20 protein-coding genes and 1 other RNA gene are annotated in these 17478 nt (G+C 49.5%); 12 read left to right on the top strand and 9 right to left on the bottom strand.

The features are described 5' to 3' along the window. The first annotated feature begins 7 nt into the window (after window positions 1–7). Entirely contained in the window at window positions 8–226 is a 219-nt protein-coding gene (locus LPA26_RS12245) for a formate dehydrogenase subunit delta (protein ID WP_055869761.1), read from the top strand. Window positions 227–251: 25 nt separating this feature from the next. On the opposite strand, the gene LPA26_RS12240 is transcribed toward LPA26_RS12245, so the two are convergent. From LPA26_RS12240 to trxA, 4 genes are all read right to left on the bottom strand, one after another. Next, window positions 252–1919, bottom strand: a complete 1668-nt coding sequence (locus LPA26_RS12240; protein ID WP_229008556.1) for a glycosyltransferase family 39 protein — start codon at window positions 1917–1919, stop codon at window positions 252–254. A gap of 134 nt (window positions 1920–2053) precedes the next feature. Continuing rightward, on the bottom strand, window positions 2054–2254 hold the full coding sequence (rpmE, locus tag LPA26_RS12235; protein WP_055828263.1) for a 50S ribosomal protein L31: 201 nt from the start codon (window positions 2252–2254) through the stop codon (window positions 2054–2056). Window positions 2255–2356: 102 nt separating this feature from the next. After that, window positions 2357–3616, bottom strand: coding sequence for a transcription termination factor Rho (rho, locus tag LPA26_RS12230; protein ID WP_055828259.1), 1260 nt, complete (start codon window positions 3614–3616; stop codon window positions 2357–2359). An 80-nt stretch (window positions 3617–3696) separates the two neighbouring features. Continuing rightward, window positions 3697–4023 (bottom strand): thioredoxin TrxA, encoded by a 327-nt coding sequence (gene trxA, locus LPA26_RS12225; protein ID WP_019883507.1) that lies wholly within the window; start codon window positions 4021–4023, stop codon window positions 3697–3699. Window positions 4024–4272: 249 nt separating this feature from the next. Between trxA and LPA26_RS12220 the strand changes: the two genes are divergently transcribed. Then, a complete protein-coding gene (locus LPA26_RS12220; protein WP_229008555.1) occupies window positions 4273–4794 on the top strand; it encodes a TlpA disulfide reductase family protein in 522 nt (173 codons plus the stop codon). Here the strand turns inward: LPA26_RS12220 and LPA26_RS12215 are convergent. The 3 genes from LPA26_RS12215 to LPA26_RS12205 form a co-directional block, all read right to left on the bottom strand. Continuing rightward, on the bottom strand, window positions 4781–5074 hold the full coding sequence (locus tag LPA26_RS12215) for a DUF3579 domain-containing protein (RefSeq protein ID WP_055828253.1): 294 nt from the start codon (window positions 5072–5074) through the stop codon (window positions 4781–4783). The two genes, LPA26_RS12220 and LPA26_RS12215, sit on opposite strands and share 14 nt — an antisense overlap. A gap of 29 nt (window positions 5075–5103) precedes the next feature. Further along, window positions 5104–5673, bottom strand: a complete 570-nt coding sequence (locus LPA26_RS12210; protein WP_055828251.1) for a BON domain-containing protein — start codon at window positions 5671–5673, stop codon at window positions 5104–5106. Between the two features lie 102 nt (window positions 5674–5775). After that, entirely contained in the window at window positions 5776–6132 is a 357-nt protein-coding gene (locus tag LPA26_RS12205) for a YraN family protein (protein WP_229008554.1), read from the bottom strand. 86 nt (window positions 6133–6218) lie between these two features. On the opposite strand from LPA26_RS12205, the gene rsmI reads away from it, so the two are divergent. Both rsmI and pyrC read left to right on the top strand, forming a co-directional pair. Further along, window positions 6219–7067 carry a 16S rRNA (cytidine(1402)-2'-O)-methyltransferase gene (rsmI, locus tag LPA26_RS12200; RefSeq protein WP_229008553.1) on the top strand — a complete coding sequence of 283 codons (849 nt, stop codon included), beginning with the start codon at window positions 6219–6221 and terminating at the stop codon, window positions 7065–7067. A gap of 21 nt (window positions 7068–7088) precedes the next feature. Continuing rightward, complete coding sequence (gene pyrC / locus LPA26_RS12195) at window positions 7089–8123, top strand: dihydroorotase (RefSeq protein WP_229008552.1); 1035 nt, start codon at window positions 7089–7091, stop codon at window positions 8121–8123. Window positions 8124–8199: 76 nt separating this feature from the next. Here pyrC and ung read toward each other — a convergent pair whose 3' ends face one another. Continuing rightward, complete coding sequence (gene ung, locus LPA26_RS12190) at window positions 8200–8883, bottom strand: uracil-DNA glycosylase (RefSeq protein ID WP_229008551.1); 684 nt, start codon at window positions 8881–8883, stop codon at window positions 8200–8202. Between the two features lie 93 nt (window positions 8884–8976). On the opposite strand from ung, the gene rnpB reads away from it, so the two are divergent. Next, window positions 8977–9344, top strand: an RNA gene (rnpB, locus tag LPA26_RS12185) — RNase P RNA component class A. On the opposite strand, the gene LPA26_RS12180 is transcribed toward rnpB, so the two are convergent. Continuing rightward, window positions 9339–9719 (bottom strand): glutaredoxin family protein, encoded by a 381-nt coding sequence (locus LPA26_RS12180; RefSeq protein ID WP_229008550.1) that lies wholly within the window; start codon window positions 9717–9719, stop codon window positions 9339–9341. The genes rnpB and LPA26_RS12180 overlap by 6 nt on opposite strands. A gap of 336 nt (window positions 9720–10055) precedes the next feature. Between LPA26_RS12180 and mraZ the strand changes: the two genes are divergently transcribed. The 7 genes from mraZ to mraY are packed head-to-tail and all read left to right on the top strand — an operon-like array spanning window position 10056 to window position 17459. Then, the gene (gene mraZ / locus LPA26_RS12175) at window positions 10056–10502 is read left to right on the top strand and encodes a division/cell wall cluster transcriptional repressor MraZ (RefSeq protein ID WP_229008549.1); all 447 of its coding nucleotides are present in this window, start codon (window positions 10056–10058) and stop codon (window positions 10500–10502) included. Beyond that, window positions 10499–11485 (top strand): 16S rRNA (cytosine(1402)-N(4))-methyltransferase RsmH, encoded by a 987-nt coding sequence (gene rsmH, locus LPA26_RS12170; protein ID WP_229008548.1) that lies wholly within the window; start codon window positions 10499–10501, stop codon window positions 11483–11485. The genes mraZ and rsmH overlap by 4 nt, the downstream gene beginning before the upstream one ends. Window positions 11486–11494: 9 nt before the next feature. Then, on the top strand, window positions 11495–11797 hold the full coding sequence (ftsL, locus tag LPA26_RS12165) for a cell division protein FtsL (protein ID WP_229008547.1): 303 nt from the start codon (window positions 11495–11497) through the stop codon (window positions 11795–11797). 19 nt (window positions 11798–11816) lie between these two features. Then, window positions 11817–13544, top strand: coding sequence for a penicillin-binding protein 2 (locus LPA26_RS12160; protein WP_229008546.1), 1728 nt, complete (start codon window positions 11817–11819; stop codon window positions 13542–13544). Beyond that, window positions 13541–14968, top strand: a complete 1428-nt coding sequence (locus LPA26_RS12155) for a UDP-N-acetylmuramoyl-L-alanyl-D-glutamate--2,6-diaminopimelate ligase (RefSeq protein ID WP_229008545.1) — start codon at window positions 13541–13543, stop codon at window positions 14966–14968. Before LPA26_RS12160 ends, LPA26_RS12155 begins: the two co-directional genes overlap by 4 nt. Further along, entirely contained in the window at window positions 14965–16347 is a 1383-nt protein-coding gene (murF, locus tag LPA26_RS12150) for a UDP-N-acetylmuramoyl-tripeptide--D-alanyl-D-alanine ligase (RefSeq protein WP_229008544.1), read from the top strand. Before LPA26_RS12155 ends, murF begins: the two co-directional genes overlap by 4 nt. Before the next feature lie 8 nt (window positions 16348–16355). Next, window positions 16356–17459 (top strand): phospho-N-acetylmuramoyl-pentapeptide-transferase, encoded by a 1104-nt coding sequence (gene mraY, locus LPA26_RS12145; RefSeq protein WP_229008543.1) that lies wholly within the window; start codon window positions 16356–16358, stop codon window positions 17457–17459. Window positions 17460–17478: the final 19 nt, after the last annotated feature.

Raw genomic sequence — 17478 nt, 5'->3', positions numbered from 1 at the left:
GCAAGCGATGGAAGTCGATAAATTAATCAAAATGGCCAACCAGATTGGCGATTTTTTTGAGGCAAATCCGGATGTGGAAGATGCCAAGCTGGAAATTGCCAGTCATTTGAAAAAATTCTGGAACTCGGTGATGATTAAATCGCTGGTGGCGCATGTGCAACAACAGCAGGGCACGGGCTTGCACCCCAAGGTATTGGCTGCCATTCAGCAACATATTCAAGCTTGAATCATTCTGCGTTAATGGCTATAGATTAACGTCGCTGAAGCAGCCTGTAAGACTCTTTACTCTGGCGGCTTTGCTCACCCTCCCAAATCAACGACCACTCCGTGCCTGGTGAGGTGTGGCGTTTACCTGGCTGATCCTCAATTAGCAGCAAGTCACACCCCGTAGATTCTGCTGTTAGACGAATGCCGGCATGGTAATGCAGCAAGTCTGCTTGTGAAGAACCAATATTGCGGCTGCTGATACAGCGGTAGTGTGCAGGCAAATGATTACGCATATCTTCAAAAATAGGCTGGTAAGTACGAGCCGCTTCTATCATCGGTAACCATAAACTCATAAATACAGTCCATGCACAGGTCATGCCGATAGCCCAGTTAGTCGCACTGGAGCGGTTGGAGTGCTTGGAACGTATCACGCCGGATAACCAGATCAATGTCACCGCCACTGCAATGGCACCGTAAAGCACGCTAAGCTGGATGGTTTGCAGGCCAGACAAGTAAGCCAGACGCTGGTAAAGTCTGATCGGATGACCCGTTAGCATCGCCCACCAGCCTAACCAGGCAATCGCGATCAGCAAGCCGAATAAAATCAGGCCAAACCAGTTTAATGCGCCCGCTGCGCCGCGCTTAAGGGTTTCTATGCTACCAGCCGCCAAAGCCGTTAGCGGTATCAGCAGCGGCAAGGCATTTACTTCGCTGCGATCACTGAAAAAACCGATTAGCACGAATGCCCATACAAAAAAAATCAGGCTGAGCTGAAAGCGGTAAGTGTGCAGCACTGCATGCCTGAAGCGCCAGATTCCCCATAATGCAAGCGGCAAGGCCGGCCAGGCGTACCACGCAAGCGTCCGCATAAAATACAGATGGTTACTTGGTATTTGTACAGTCACCTGCGTTGCCCACCAGGCCGCCCACAGGCCATTTGCCCACTGCTGACATAACAGGCACCACAGTATAATGCCGGGTAATGCCAGTGTGATGCCAAGCAGTAAAGCACGTTTGGCCTCCATATGCTGCCGTATCACAGGCAAGAAAATCACCCCTGCAGTAGTCCCCGCAACCATGGCAGCGGGTAATAATCCTGCTGATAAAAAGGCAATCAGTAATCCGCCAGCAAGCAACCACATTGCCCGCACCGGTTTGCGTATCACCAGCGTCAATGCATAAAAGGCCATGCTGATGCCGCTGAGCGCAGCTACTTCCGGCATGATGGTATGTGCGCTGACCACTAGCCCCAGACAGCCGATAAATATAAAGTTGGTCTGGCGTCCTGCACCCAGGTTCCATAATTCACGGCCACTCAATCCCATCATCAACAGCGTGATCAGCATCCAGATACCCACGCTTAAGCGTGCCGCATCATGAATCGGTAATAAATGGGAGAGGGTTTGTGAAAATGCGGTAGCAACCCAGTAAAACAGCGGAGGCGTTTCAAGTGCTGGGTGCCCTGCAGACACCGGCGCAATCCAGTGACCATCGGTCCAGCTTTGTGCTGATAAAAATGGGTGGTCAATCAGGCTTTGGATAATGCTGGCCGATTGCGATTCGAAAGGCTTCCATGGTGAGTGACCGATTAAGCCTACGCATAACCAGATGGTACATAGCAGAATCAGCAGGTGTGTTTTGGCCCGTTCCCCCACCTTGGCGCGCGGGGTGGCCATATTTTCCTGCCAATCGTGATCAATAAAAAACTGCATGTGTCTGCTGTGTGCTCAAGTTATGTTCCTATGCTGCTATCTAGTGTAAACCATCAGGGGTAAACAAGATAAGTAGCATGCGTTAAAAACAAAAAAGGCAGCCATGCTGCCTTTTTAGAATACAGTCCACCCAATTACATGCCGTATTTTTGGCGGAATTTCTCAACGCGACCAGCGGTATCCACAATCTTCTGTTTGCCAGTGTAGAAAGGGTGGCATTGTGAACATACTTCGATGCTCAGATCTTTGCCGCTGGTAGAACGGGTTTTGAATTTATTGCCACAGCTACAGGTGACGTTAATTTCTGGGTATGTTGGGTGAATGTCGGCTTTCATGCTTTCTCTCTATCTTTAAGCAGTTGCGGTAAGCGCGCGATTATCACCCAATTCATTCTATTAATCAATAGATTTCTGGTAATAATTCAACGCTATCTAACATTAACCGCGGCGCATGCTGTCAAAAAAGTCGTTATTGGTTTTAGTGGCCTTGATTTTATCCAGCAAGAATTCCATCGCTTCAAGGTCATCCATAGGGTAGAGCAATTTGCGCAATACCCAGATTTTTTGCAGTATATCTTTATCTAGCAACAACTCTTCACGTCGGGTACCGGATTTATTAACGTTAATGGCTGGATAAATACGTTTCTCAGCCATGCGTCTATCCAGGTGGATTTCCATGTTGCCGGTACCTTTAAACTCTTCGTAAATGACATCATCCATACGAGAGCCTGTGTCTACCAGTGCAGTGGCGATGATGGTCAGTGAGCCACCTTCCTCCACATTACGTGCCGCACCGAAGAAACGTTTTGGTTTTTGCAAGGCATTTGCATCCACACCACCGGTTAATACTTTGCCGGATGATGGAATGACTGTATTGTATGCGCGGGCCAGGCGGGTAATGGAGTCTAAAAGAATGACTACATCTTTTTTATGTTCGACCAGGCGCTTGGCTTTTTCGAGCACCATTTCTGCGACCTGTACGTGACGTGTCGCCGGTTCGTCAAAGGTTGAAGCGACCACTTCGCCGCGTACCGAGCGGGTCATTTCTGTCACTTCTTCCGGACGCTCATCAATCAGCAATACAATCATCACACAGTCAGGATGGTTGGCTGTAATGGCATGTGCCACATTTTGCAGCATGACCGTTTTACCGCTTTTCGGGCTGGCCACCAGTAAGGCACGCTGGCCTCTGCCGATAGGTGCAATGATATCGATCATGCGGCTGGTGATGTTCTCTTCACCGCGAATATCACGCTCAAGTGTGAGCGGAATGGTTGGGAATAATGGTGTTAAGTTCTCAAACAGTATCTTGTGCTTGGTATTCTCTGGCGCTTCGCCATTAACGCTGTCTACTTTAACTAATGCAAAATAACGCTCGCCATCTTTTGGGGTACGAATCTCACCCTGAATGCTGTCCCCTGTATGCAGGTTGAAACGGCGGATTTGCGAGGGAGACACATAAATATCATCTGGACCGGCCAGGTAAGAAGTATCAGGTGAACGCAAAAAGCCAAAACCGTCTGGCAGCACTTCCAACGTCCCATCTCCAAAAATGCTGTCGCCTTTTTTTGCTTTGTTTTTCAAAATGGCAAAAATCAGGTCCTGCTTGCGCATGCGGCTAGCATTTTCGATTTCGTTACTGGTGGCCATTTCTACCAGTTCGGTAACGGGGAGATGTTTTAAGTCGGATAAGTGCATGAGTGACTCGCTAGATTGAGACGTCGGAGAATAAGAAGAGAAAACCCGGTTTCGAAGTTATTTGAAACCGGGTGAATGGATTAAATATTGCTGTCGATAAACGCGCTGAGTTGAGACTTGGAGAGTGCGCCTACTTTTGTGGCCTCTACATTGCCGTTTTTAAACAGCATTAAAGTAGGAATCCCACGAATGCCATACTTAGGTGGCGTATTCTGGTTATCATCGATATTCAGTTTGGCAACTTTCAGGCGGCCCGCGTATTCTTTGCTGATATCATCCAAGATAGGTGCAATCATTTTGCAAGGACCACACCATTCAGCCCAGTAATCAACCAGTACCGGAACCGTAGATTGTAAAACTTCCTGTTCAAAGCTGGCATCGCTTAAATGGGTAATGTTGTCGCTCATTATTGCCTCGTAAGAATGGGTGAAGAATTGATAGAGTGGAATTGCACAGAAAAATTCTGATGTTGGCGCTAAATATTGTTTGGCTAAAATAGTTTGAATTAGTAATTTGCTGAAAATATGAAATTACTAAAAGTGTTTGCAGCAAGTATAGCAACAGATTTCCAGCAGAATCAAGTTTTTTTCAAACATAGCCTTATATGTGTTCTATTGTGTGGTTTTCAATAGCAGAAAGTCGAGTTAAAGGTAATTATGCGCGGTAACCGTTTTAACTTATGCATAGGATTACTTGGCATGCTCTGGATGATCAGCCTGCAAGCTGACCCGCTCCAGACATGGGTCATGCAGGATACGGCAGGTAAAACACATAAATTATCTGGCTACCGGGGTCAATGGCTGGTGGTCAATTACTGGGCACCCTGGTGCCCACCCTGCCTGGAAGAAATGCCTGAACTGGTCGCATTTTATGATGAGCAAGGACTGAAAAATGTCATGGTGCTGGGTGTGGCGGTGCAATACAAAACTGAAAAGTCTGTGACTGACTTTGCGGAAGATATGCTGATTTCGTATCCCATTATCTTGGGCAGTACGCAAAAGAAACCAGTGCCGCAGCCCGAAGTATTACCTACTACCTATATCTATAAGCCTGATGGGCAATTGTATAAAGTGAAACGCGGCCCTGTCAGCAAGCGCTGGTTGGAGCAATTGCTAAAAGAGGCCGCATCTGGAGCTGAGTCCAGCGGTATTAATAATGTAAGTGCTAAGAGTCGATAGTGACCGCTTCACCCGCCGCATTGATAATGCTGAGCTGGTTTTCTGTAGCAAACTGGATCAGCTGTTCAAACCCTTCAGGATTGACCTGCTTCAATTTCATATCCACCGAGAGACTACGCACATTATTTACCAGCTTGGGTTTTAAATAAGGCGAGTAGCGTAATTTTTTATCAACACCAAAACTGGCGAAGGTGCTACACATGCGGTCTACCCAATCGCTGGGGCGAAAGGGTTTTCCGGCAAGCGTAATCCCTTGAATGATAATTTCCTGGTCTTCCATTCAGTTTCCTTAAAGCTTTATATAAAAAATTATTTGGTGTACTCAAAAACTTTGACTACTTTAGTCACGCCTTCGGTAGTTCGGGCGATTTCTACCGCATCTTCAGCTTCTTTTTCAGAAACGATACCCATCAGGTAGACAACGCTGGCTTCTGTCACTACTTTTACCACATTAGATGGGAACAGGTTTTCACTAAGGAAGCGCGTTTTGACTTTGGTAGTAATATAAGTATCGTTGCTGCGATCACCAATTGACGAAGCCGGGCCGACAGTAATCGCATTGTGGATATCACGCACATTGGACACTTCACGTGTCAATGTTTCAGCCTGTGTCTGCTGCCCATTGTTTGGCACTTCGCCAGTCAGCAGCACAATGCGGTTATAGCTGGTCACATTAATATGGGATTCTTTATCCATGTATTGCGAAATGCGTTTCAGTGTTTTTAGCTCGATATTTTCATCTTCCACATAAATACCTGAAGATCGACGATCTGCAGCCATCGCGCCACCCGCTGCGGCACCACCTACAATAGCGGGAAAACAGCCACTCAGTTGTGTGCTGATTAATAACAGGGCAATGGCGGAGATTTTTTTGTTCATGAAGTTTCCTTGATTTACAACACTAAGGTTTGCGAGAAAAACTAAGAAGATTGGTTATGGATAAATAATGGACAGCAGACGTTGAATAAAATTCTACGCTCTTTATGTTTCGATTGCATTACGAATCCAGTTTGGGGATTCAAAAGTAGGCTCGTTAAACAGCACAGCATCAAAACGACACGGGCGATTAATGTCCTGGCTTTGCAGATAATACTGCGCAGCGCGAATCAATTTTTGCTGTTTATGGTGGTGAATGCTGTCCGCGGCACTGGTAAACTTCTGATTACTGCGAAGCCGGACTTCAACAAATACCAGTGTGCTCTTTTCCTGCATAATCAGGTCAATCTCGCCAAACCGGCAACTGTAGTTTTGCGCAACCAATACCAGGCCCTGCTGCTTAAGAAACCTGGCCGCTGCTGCCTCCGCAGCAATGCCTTTATTATTGAGGTTAAGTTTCATAGTTTGCGGGTAATGATCATCTTTTTAAATGCCTGGGGAAAACTATAGTGCTTAGCGAAAAGGTCGCGATGCCTTAAAATGGCAGCATGAGTGAGTTGGGTACATTATATGTGGTGGCGACACCGATCGGCAATTTGGGTGATATCACCCTGCGTGCGCTGGAGACGTTGAAACTGGTCGATGCGATTGCGGCTGAAGATACCCGGCACAGCGTTGGTCTCTTACGGCATTTCGGAATTAGCAAGCCCCTGATTGCAGTGCATGAACACAACGAACAACATTCTGCGGAAGCTTTGCTAAGGCGATTGCAGGCTGGTGAATCCATTGCGCTGGTGACAGATGCCGGTACCCCAGCCGTTAGTGACCCCGGAGCAGTAGTCGTGCATGCAGTGCTGGAGGCGGGCTTGAAAGTAGTGCCTATCCCCGGTGCCAGTGCCGTGATTGCGGCCTTATCTGCCTCAGGCATTGTGCAAACAGGGTTCTGTTTTGAAGGGTTTTTACCCGCCAGTGGCTCGCAGCGCCGCAAGCGGCTGGAGCTGTTAAAAGCTTATCCTTCCACATTGGTGTTATATGAGGCGCCACACAGGATTATCGAGTGCGTACAAGATCTGCAAACAGTATTTGGCGGGGTGCGTTTGCTAACCATTGCACGCGAGCTGACCAAGACCTTTGAAACCATACATGTCAGTAGCTTGACAGAGGCTGTAGACTGGTTAGAAGCAGACAGTAATCAGCAGCGCGGCGAATTTGTGTTACTGGTTCATCCTGCGCCTGAAGTCAAAGCGGAAGGGCTGGATGATGAAACCCAGCGTATTCTTAAGCGCTTGTTGCAAGAGCTGCCTTTGAAACAAGCCGTTGCGCTTGCGACAGATATTACCGGGCACAAGAAAAACGAACTCTATGAGGCGGCGCTGGCATTAAAAGACGCCGTTTAAACTTTCAATATATTATTCAAGATGACAACCCAACTGACGATTACCCGCCCGGATGACTGGCACTTACACCTGCGCGATGGCGAGACTTTAAAAGCAGTATTGCCGGATACGGCGAGACAATTTGCCCGCGCCATCGTGATGCCAAACTTGCGCCCACCAGTATCAACCGCTGATGCCGCACGTGCTTATTATGATCGCATCAGGCAGGCATTGCCTGCTACGCTGATTTTTGAGCCACTGATGACGCTGTACCTGACCGACAATATGGCGGCTGAAGAAATTTCGCGTGCGCATCAGGATGGCGTAGTCAAGGCGGTGAAGTTGTATCCGGCGGGGGCTACTACCAATAGTGATTCCGGCGTCACCAGCCTGGCAAAATGTGCCGCTGTGTTAGCTGAAATGGAAAAGTCTGGCATGCCATTGTTGATACATGGCGAGGTGACTGATGCCGAGATTGATGTGTTTGACCGCGAAAAAGTGTTTATTGAGCGACACTTGCAGCCTTTACTGAAAGATTTCCCTGGCCTGAAAGTTGTATTCGAACATATCACTACCAAAGATGCTGCTGAGTTTGTGGCGCAAGGTTCGGATAATCTGGCAGCGACTATCACTGCGCATCACCTGTTAATGAACCGCAATGCCATGTTTACCGGTGGCATTCGCCCGCATCACTACTGCTTGCCAGTGCTTAAGCGTGAAACGCACAGGCAGGCTTTAGTCAAAGCGGCGATTTCAGGTTCGCCAAAATTCTTTCTCGGCACCGACAGTGCGCCGCATCCCAAATCGGCGAAAGAGGCAAGTTGCGGATGTGCCGGCATGTACACCGCACATGCCGCGATTGAGTTGTATGCCGAAGCTTTTGAAGCAGCGGGCGCGCTGGACAAGCTGGAAGGGTTTGCCAGTTTTTATGGGCCGGATTTTTACCATCTGCCACGCAACACTGACAAAATAACCTTACGTAAAGAGGAGTGGCTGGTGCCGGAGTCAATCCCCTTCGCCGATGATGTGTTAGTGCCGCTGCGTGCCGGGCAGACTATCGCATGGAAACTGGCGTAAAAAGGTTGATAGTGACTTGCGGTATACATAAATCTGCATAGGCCAGGTTCAACCTGCCGGCAGCACGGTAACTACCCTAAAGCTGCCATGAAATTGGCGATTGTCCACGCGAAACCAGGTAATCGTTGATTTGGGAAAATTGGCGGTTACCAAAAAAACCGCGATGCGCCGATAGTGGCGACGGGTGCACAGACTTTAAAATCAAATGTTTGTTGGGGTCTATCATGGCTCCTTTCTTTTGCGCATAACTTCCCCACAGCACAAACACCAGTCCTTCCCTGTAAGCATTCAGGGCGGTAATCGCCGCATCGGTAAATTGCTCCCAGCCGCGGTTCTGGTGCGAACCGGCAGTTGCCATCTGCACAGTCAGCGTGGCATTCAGTAATAGAACACCCTGGTCTGCCCAAGGAGTTAAATCACCACTGCCACTCATGCGGATGCCAATGTCTGATTCGATTTCCTTAAAGATATTCATCAGTGATGGCGGTAAAGCCACGCCTGCCTGTACCGAAAAACTCAAGCCATGCGCCTGCCCCGGCCCGTGGTAAGGATCCTGCCCGATAATCACCACACGTACCTGGTCAAACGGGGTGTGATTAAATGCATTAAAAATTAGCGGCCCGGGCGGGTAAATCGTTTTACCCGCAGCTTTCTCCTGCTGCAAAAAAGCCTTGAGAGATTGCATATAAGGCTTATCAAGTTCTTCGCCTATCTTGGCTTGCCATGAAGGGTCTAGTTGGCCGGTTTTTTCTTGGGACATATTATGTTGTATGTAAAAGAGTTGGTTGTGAAATTATACGACGCTCTTGCATCTGACGAGTGTCGCTAGCTTGTGGCATGTTAAAATGACCATGAAGCCAACCAGACAGTCGCCGCTTGGCATTTGCTAGGGGGAGGAAAGTCCGGGCTGCACAGAGCGGGATGACGGCTAACGGCCGTACGCTGAAAGCTGGAAACAGTATAAGGTGAGGAATAGGGCCACAGAGACGAGTCGGTTCGACCTGGGAGCAACTTGTTGCGAGCTTGCGTCGAAACGGGTGAAACGCGGTAACCTCCATCTGCAGCAATATCAAATAGGCTGGCATTTTACGCAAGTAATAAGGCGTGGCTCGCGCTGCCAGCGGGTAGATAGCTTGAGCGTGTGAGTAATTGCACGCCTAGATGAATGACTGTCGTCTACGCAAGTAGTCACAGAACCCGGCTTATCGGTTGGCTTTACTCTTCCTGTTTTGTTTCCAGTTTGTTTTGAACCTGGCTGCCTTGCCATTGCGCTAGCGCAGCAACAATAGTCTTTTCATTAAATCCGCGCACCACTTCTCCATCAATCAATAACACCGGCACACCTTTACCGGCCAGGCGCTGATATTGATCTCTACCTTCTTCTGACGTTTCAATATTGTATTCCTTATATGGCACATGCAATTGCTCAAGCAATGCGCGCGTTTTTGCACAATAAGGGCACCAGTCAGTTGCGTAAAGGGTGACTTTGCCCTTGCCAAAATCCGGTGGCGGCGATAAGTAATAAAGTAAAGAACGCCATTCCATGGCTAACAAAATAGCTGTGCCTATCAAGAAAAACTTCAGTTTTCGCGACATATATATGTTGGATAAATGTGTGTATTTAAATGCTGTTTATTCGACCAATTGTCATGGTATTTAATGCAAGAAATAGCTTAAATATTAATATTTTTTAATTATTCAATATTTTCAATGGGATAGCTATTTTTATTAAACAACATTGTGTATTCATTGCTGCAATATGTTGATTTGAATTGGTTTGTTAAAATGTCGTAAGTCTTTGTCTTTAAAGAAAATTTTCCATGAAAGTGCTTGCCAAGCACTTTTAATTTATCTATAGTGTGCAAAAGGGTGATTTTGTGTTGAATTGTGGGAAATTTTTTCATAAACGTACAAAAAGGTGATCAGTTAACCATGTTTCGCGGGGCAGTACAGTTAAGTTTGGATGCTAAAGGGCGGCTCAGTGTGCCGGCCAAGCACCGTGACGCCCTGACCGCAGGCGGTCAAAGCGAAGTTGTGTTAACTGCGCATCCGCATCGCTGCCTGATTTTATATCCGCAAGCGGCTTGGGAGCCTATTGAAACCAAGCTGACCAGTTTGTCCAGTTTTAATCCTCAAATCAGTGGTATCCAGCGCATGATTGTCGGCCAGGCGGACGTGATGCATCTGGATTCTGCCGGCCGTTTGTTGGTGAATGCGGTGCTGCGCAAATTTGCCGGGCTTGATAAAGATGTGATGATGGTTGGCCAGGGTAGCCATTTCGAGTTGTGGGATGTAGCTGCCTGGGATCAGCAGTTGGAAAAGCTCATGGCTACCGATCAATTACAGATTCCTCAAGAACTAGAGGGATTCTCACTATGATGGCGGGCGCGAAGTCAGCGCCCGCGTCTTCGACGGAAACGTCTGTGTCGCCAGCCGCCAGCCACATCACGGTGCTTTTGCAAGAAGCGGTTGATGCGCTTAATGTGCGTGCCGATGGCGTGTATGTAGATGGCACATTCGGGCGCGGCGGTCACAGTCGCCTGATACTTTCCAGGTTAGGTTCACAAGGTCGCCTGATTGCGCTTGATCGCGATCTGGCGGCTATTGCCCATGCAAAAAGCATCTCCGATACGCGTTTTAACATCGCGCATGCCCATTTTTCCGGCATGACAGAGGTGCTGGCGGAGTTGGGCGTGGAAGCGGTGGATGGCATTTTGCTCGATTTGGGGATTTCTTCCCCGCAGATTGATGAAGGTGAGCGTGGATTCAGTTTCCGTTTTGACGGGCCGCTGGATATGCGTATGGATCAGAGTCGTGGCAAAACCGCCGCCGAGTGGTTAGCGACAATTTCAGAGAAGCAATTGGTTGAGGTGATAAGGGACTATGGTGAAGAACGGTTTGCTAAGCAGGTTGCAAGGGCGATTGTTAAGGAGCGCGAAGATGGGCATGCCATCACCACTACGGGACAACTTGCCAAGATCGTGGCAGGCGCCATCCACAAGGTTGAGCCGGGCCAGAACCCTGCAACGCGCACATTTCAGGCTTTACGGATTTTCGTCAATCAAGAGCTTGAGGAACTCTCGCTAGTGTTGCCTGACTGTTTGCGCTTGCTGCGTGAGCGTGGCCGTCTGGCAGTGATCAGCTTTCACTCGCTGGAAGACCGTATCGTCAAGCGTTTTATCCAGTCTGAAATGGACAGGGATAATTTGCCGGCGGGTTTGCCGGTGCGTGCGAAGGATATACCACAGCCGCGCCTGATTTCAGTAGGTAAGGCCACTAAGCCAAGCCAGGCTGAAGTGTCTGCAAATGTGCGTTCACGCAGTGCGGTGTTGCGCGTGGCAGAGCGCACAAGTGTTCAGTAACGGTTTTGAATGATACGCCTGAACCTGATTTTATTTGTATTGACGATTGCCATGGCATTAGGGGTGGTCACCGCGCAATACAAGGCACGCAAGTTGTATTTTGAGCTTGACCGGCAGGAAATGCTCACCAAGCAATATATGACTGAGTATGACCAGTTGCAGATTGAGCAAAGTACCTGGGCCATGCATTCGCGGCTGGAAGAGTTTGCCACCGCACGTTTGCATATGCACAGCCCTAGCATGCAGCAAACGCAGGTCATCATAGTGGATGTATCGACGGCGCCTATTGTTGTGCCGGCAGCGACTAAGTAGTGTGAATTAGTGAACGGTCATGCTGCTTAAAGAGAGTCAACATAAGCTGGTGAAATTGCCGGCCTGGCGTAGAAGAACACTGCTGGTCCTGTTGTTGTTGGGTTTTGTGTTGTTGCTGGGTCGCGGGTTTTACCTGCAAAACCTGCACAAGGATTATCTGATTAAAAAAGGTGAAGCCTTTTCACGGCGTAAAGTGGAATTGATGCCTCACCGCGGCAAGATTTATGACCGTAACTTCAAGCCATTGGCAATCAGCCTGCCGGTGGAGTCGTTATGGATGAACCCGACCGATGTCAATATCTCGGCGGCGCAGTTGAAGCAAATGGCCAAGTTGCTGGAAATGCGGCCAAAAGAGTTGCAGCAAAAAGTGCAGCAAAAGAAAAAAGAATTTGTATATATCAAACGGAGAGTAGCGCCCGATGTGGCAAAACTGGTGATGGCGATGAAAGTGCCCGGCGTATTCAGTCAGAAAGAATACAAACGCTTCTACCCTGCGGCAGAAGTGGCGGCGCATATCGTCGGTTTCACCGGGGTAGATGATACTGGTGTTGAGGGCATGGAGCTCTATCGTAACAGTGTCTTGTCCGGCACTTCCGGCAAGCGCGATTTTGTGCGAGACCGCAAAGGCCATGTGGTTGAAGACCTAGTCGCGATTAAACTGCCACATGATGGCCAGGATCTGGTGTTGAGCATAGACCGCACCGTGCAATATGTGGTGCACCGAGAGTTGTTGCGCGCGGTGGAGAAACATAAAGCCAAAGCAGGTGCCGCAGTGGTACTGGATGCCAAAACCGGCGAAGTGCTGGCGCTGGTGAATATTCCCACCTACAACCCGAATAATCCGGGCAATGTCGCCAGTAAACTGCGTAACTCAGCCATCGTCAATATTTTTGAACCTGGCTCTACCATGAAGCCGGTCACTGCAGCCGCTGCCATGGAATTCGGGCCTTACCAGCCGGATACCAAAATCCAGACTGCGCCTGGCTATTTACGCGTAGGCACAGCCACCATTCACGATGCGCACCCTAACCAGATGCTCAGCGTGTCGCAGATCATCCAGAAATCTTCCAACGTCGGCTCGGCCAAAATGGCGCTGGAGCTCAACCGCGAACAGTTATGGAATACCTATATTCAGCTCGGATTTGGCTCGCCGACAAAAATCGGTTTTCCGGGCGAGGCTTCTGGCAAGGTACGCGATTACAAAACCTGGCGTCCTATCGAGCAGGCCACCATGTCTTATGGGCACGGTATCAGCGTGACTTTATTGCAATTGGCTCGTGCCTACACTGTATTCGCCAATGAAGGCGAATTGCTGCCTGTAACGCTAACCAAGCTATCTGAGCCACCAGTAGGCCGTCAGGTATTTTCTGCCAAGGTAGCAAATGCAGTCAAAGATATGCTGGAACTGGTGGTGCAGCCAGGCGGCACCGCATTGAAAGCACAAGTGACCGGTTATCGCGTCGGCGGTAAAACCGGTACTGCGCACAAACTGGGCGCTCATGGCTATGAGCATGACAAATATGTAGGTTCTTTCGTCGGTATGGTGCCCGCTTCTAACCCGCGCCTGATCATGGCGGTGATGATAGACGAGCCAAACAATGGCGAATATTACGGCGGCAGCGTAGCTGCGCCGGTATTCAGTGCTGTCATGAATGATGTATTACGTATGCTGGCGGTTCCTCAGGATGGTAATGCTTTGCCTTTGGCCACACCTGCAGAAGCTGCAGCGGTTCCGGAGGCCATGTGAGTAAGTACATTATTCCAGCGCCGGTACACGGGATCACGGCTGATAGCCGCCAGGTAGAGAAGCATGGCTTATTCCTGGCATACCCGGGGCAGCACGGCGATGGCCGCGACTACATTCCGGATGCGATTGCCAAAGGTGCCAATACGATTATTTGGGATAGCCTGGGTTTTGACTGGAATCCGGAGTGGACTGTACACAATATCGCGATTCCAGACCTGAAGTCGCAGGTTGGCCATATTGCGAGCCAATTCTATAAAGACCCGACCGAGCAATTATGGTGCATTGGCGTCACCGGTACCAATGGCAAAACCACTGTTACCCACTGGCTGGCACAGGCTTACCGTTTCCTGCAACGTAAATCGGCAGTGATTGGTACTTTGGGCAACGGTACGCTGGATGATTTGCAACCTACGCAAAACACTACACCAGGCCCGGTCGAGTTACAGAAAATACTAGCCAATTTCTTGCTGGAAGATGTGCAGATGGTCGCTATGGAAGTTTCATCGCATGGCCTTGATCAGGGCCGTGTCAATGGCGTGTCGTTCGATGTTGCTGTATTCACCAATGTCACGCGTGATCATCTTGATTACCACGTCACCATGGAAGCGTATCAGTCGGCCAAGCAAAAATTGTTTGACTGGCAGACGTTATCTGCGGCTGTGATTAATGCAGATGATGCGTTCGGAATCGAACTGATTGACCGCCTGCGTAAACAGGGCAAGCAGGTTTTAAGTTATGGCATGCAAGAGGCGGATATATGCGCAACCGCCGTCACCATGCATGCGACTGGTTTTGAAATCCAGGTGCGCACACCTCAAGGTAATGGTCTGGTGCAACTGCATGCCCTGGGTCAATTTAATGTTTATAACGTATTGGCCGTGCTTGGGTGTTTGCTGGCCAATGACGTGGCCCTGCCAGCGGCTTTGCAGGCGGTTTCTGGTCTGGTGCCGGTCGCTGGTCGCATGCAGATGTTCGGTGGTGGTGACCTGCCACTGGTTGTGGTGGATTATGCGCATACGCCGGACGCGCTGGAAAAAGCCTTGCAGACTTTGCGTATCCAGGCACGCGGAAAACTGAGCTGCGTATTTGGTTGCGGTGGTGACCGCGATGCCGGCAAACGCACTGAAATGGGCCGTATTGCCGGTGCATTGGCTGATAGCGTGGTCGTTACCAATGACAATCCGCGCAGCGAAAATCCTTATGCAATCATTGCTGCCATTTCCGAAGGCTTGACCCGCGAATTCAGCATGGAAACCGACCGTGCCAAAGCAATTGCAATGGCAGTCATGCGTGCAAACAAGGGCGATGTGGTGCTTGTAGCAGGCAAAGGTCATGAGGATTACCAGGAAATACAAGGCATACGCTATCCATTCAGCGATGCCGAGTGGGTGCTGAATGCGCTGAAAAAGAGGGCGCAATCATGATGACCTTGCAAACCATCGCCAACGTATTGCACGGCACATTACGTACGCTGCACGGGCAAAATGCCGAGATTACAGTGACCTCTGTAGATAGCGATAGCCGCCGCGTACAGCCAGGCCAGTTGTTTGTGGCTTTGCCTGGTGAAAAGTTTGATGGACATGATTATTTGCCACAGGTAAACGCATTAGGTGCAGCGGCTGCATTGGTCACACATCCAGTCAAAACCGAGTTGCCAACAATAGAAGTAAAAGATACACGCCTGGCGATGGGCCAGCTGGCGGAATATTGGCGCCAGCATCTTGGCACGCCCATGATTGCTGTCACCGGCAGCAATGGCAAAACCACTACCAAAGAAATGATTGCCGCCATTATGCAAGTACATGTCGGCGGTGCTGACAAGGTATTGGCGACTGCCGGAAACTTTAACAATGATATCGGCATGCCTTTGACGCTGCTGCGCCTGCGTCCTTTTCACCGTATTGCGGTGATCGAGATGGGTATGAACCATCTGGGTGAAATTGATTACCTGACCCGCATCGCCTGCCCGAATGTGGCTGTGATTAACAATGCCGGCACCGCCCATATCGGGGAGCTGGGTTCGCGTGAAAATATTGCCAAGGCCAAAGGTGAGATTTTTACCGGACTGGCTGAAGATGGTATTGCAGTGATCAATGCGGATAGCAAATTTTTCACTTACTGGCGCGGTTTGAACCAACAACGACGCGTGATGACTTTCGGCATGGGTCCTGAAGCTGACGTTCGCGGCGAAATGGTAGCAGGTGAATCATCTTCATTCAGTGTGCATTATCAGAATGAAGGGATTGTTGTGACATTGGCCGTGCCCGGTACACACAACATCATGAACGCTTTAGCTGCCGCTGCTGCCAGCATAGCTGCTGGCGCCAGTCTGCAAGAAGTGGCACAAGGCCTGCAAGGATTTGATGGCGTCAAAGGTCGCTTGCAACAAAAAACTGCCGCTAACGGCGCCAAAGTGATTGATGACACTTACAACGCCAACCCTGATTCGATGAAAGCCGCACTCGACGTGTTGCGTAACTACAAACTACGTACCGTATTTGTGATGGGCGATATGGGTGAACTGGGGGATGACGCCGAAGCCATGCATGCCACGGTTGGCAGTTATGCGAAAAATAATGGTATCGATGCGATGTATGCCTTTGGTAATCTCACCCAGGCAGCCATTAAAGCCTTTGGCGAGCAAGGTCAGCATTTTGATTCAATAGAAAAATTAATTGCTGCATTACAGGCAAACACATCCGCAGAAGACATCGTACTGGTGAAAGGCTCGCGCTTCATGCAAATGGAGCGGGTAGTCAATGCATTGGTGGAAACACAAGCCGCCGAACTGGTGGGGAAATAGGGAAGCTTATGTTATTGGAATTGGCAAAGTGGTTGTCGTCGGATGTACGTGGGTTTCACGTATTTGATTACATCACGCTGCGCGCCGTGCTGGCAACACTGACGGCACTGGCCATCTCGTTCCTGGTCGGGCCGGCCATGATCCGCAAACTGACTGAATACAAAGTCGGCCAGTCCGTACGTGATGATGGTCCGCAAACACACCTTGTGAAAGCCGGCACACCGACTATGGGGGGCGCGTTGATCCTGGTGGCGATCGCGATTTCCACACTGTTATGGGGCAATCTGCATAACCGGTTTATCTGGGTGGTATTAATTACCACATTGGGTTTCGGCGCTGTTGGCTGGGTGGATGACTATCGCAAAGTGGTTTACAAAAATCCTAAAGGCTTGTCTGCCAAAGAGAAATATTTCTGGCAAAGCCTGATCGGCTTTGGCGTAGCAGCGTTTTTATACGCAACTTCCACCACGCCGGTTGAAACCACCCTGATCGTGCCGTTTTTCAAACACCTGGCACTGCCGTTAGGTGCGGTGGGGTTCATCATATTAACTTACCTGGTCATCGTCGGCAGCAGCAATGCCGTCAACCTGACCGATGGCCTGGATGGCCTGGCCATTTTGCCTACCGTGATGGTCGCGGCTGCACTGGCGCTGTTCTCATATGTGGCTGGTCACATCGTATTCGCCAAATATCTCGGTATTCCCTATGTTGAGGGCGCCAGTGAGCTGATGGTGTTCTGTGCGGCGATGGCAGGCGCCGGTTTGGGGTTCCTGTGGTTTAACGCCTATCCGGCAGAAGTATTTATGGGCGATGTCGGTGCGCTGGCACTGGGTGCGGCGTTGGGTGTGGTGGCCGTGGTGGTACGCCAGGAAATTGTGCTGTTCATTATGGGTGGCGTGTTCGTAATCGAGACTTTCTCGGTAGCGGCACAGGTACTGTATTTCAAGTACACCAAGAAAATGACCGGGACCGGCAAGCGTATTTTCCTGATGGCGCCGTTGCACCATCACTATGAGCAAAAAGGCTGGAAAGAGACACAAGTGGTGGTCCGTTTCTGGATCATTACCATGATGCTGGTACTGGTTGGCTTGTCCACCCTGAAACTGAGATAACAAGATAAAGCGGAAATTC

Origin of the sequence: Methylophilus sp. Leaf408 (assembly GCF_916856905.1) — a bacterium.
GTDB lineage: Bacteria > Pseudomonadota > Gammaproteobacteria > Burkholderiales > Methylophilaceae > Methylophilus.
Note: the sequence above shows the minus strand (reverse complement) of the source record. Positions and strands in the feature narration are given on the sequence as shown.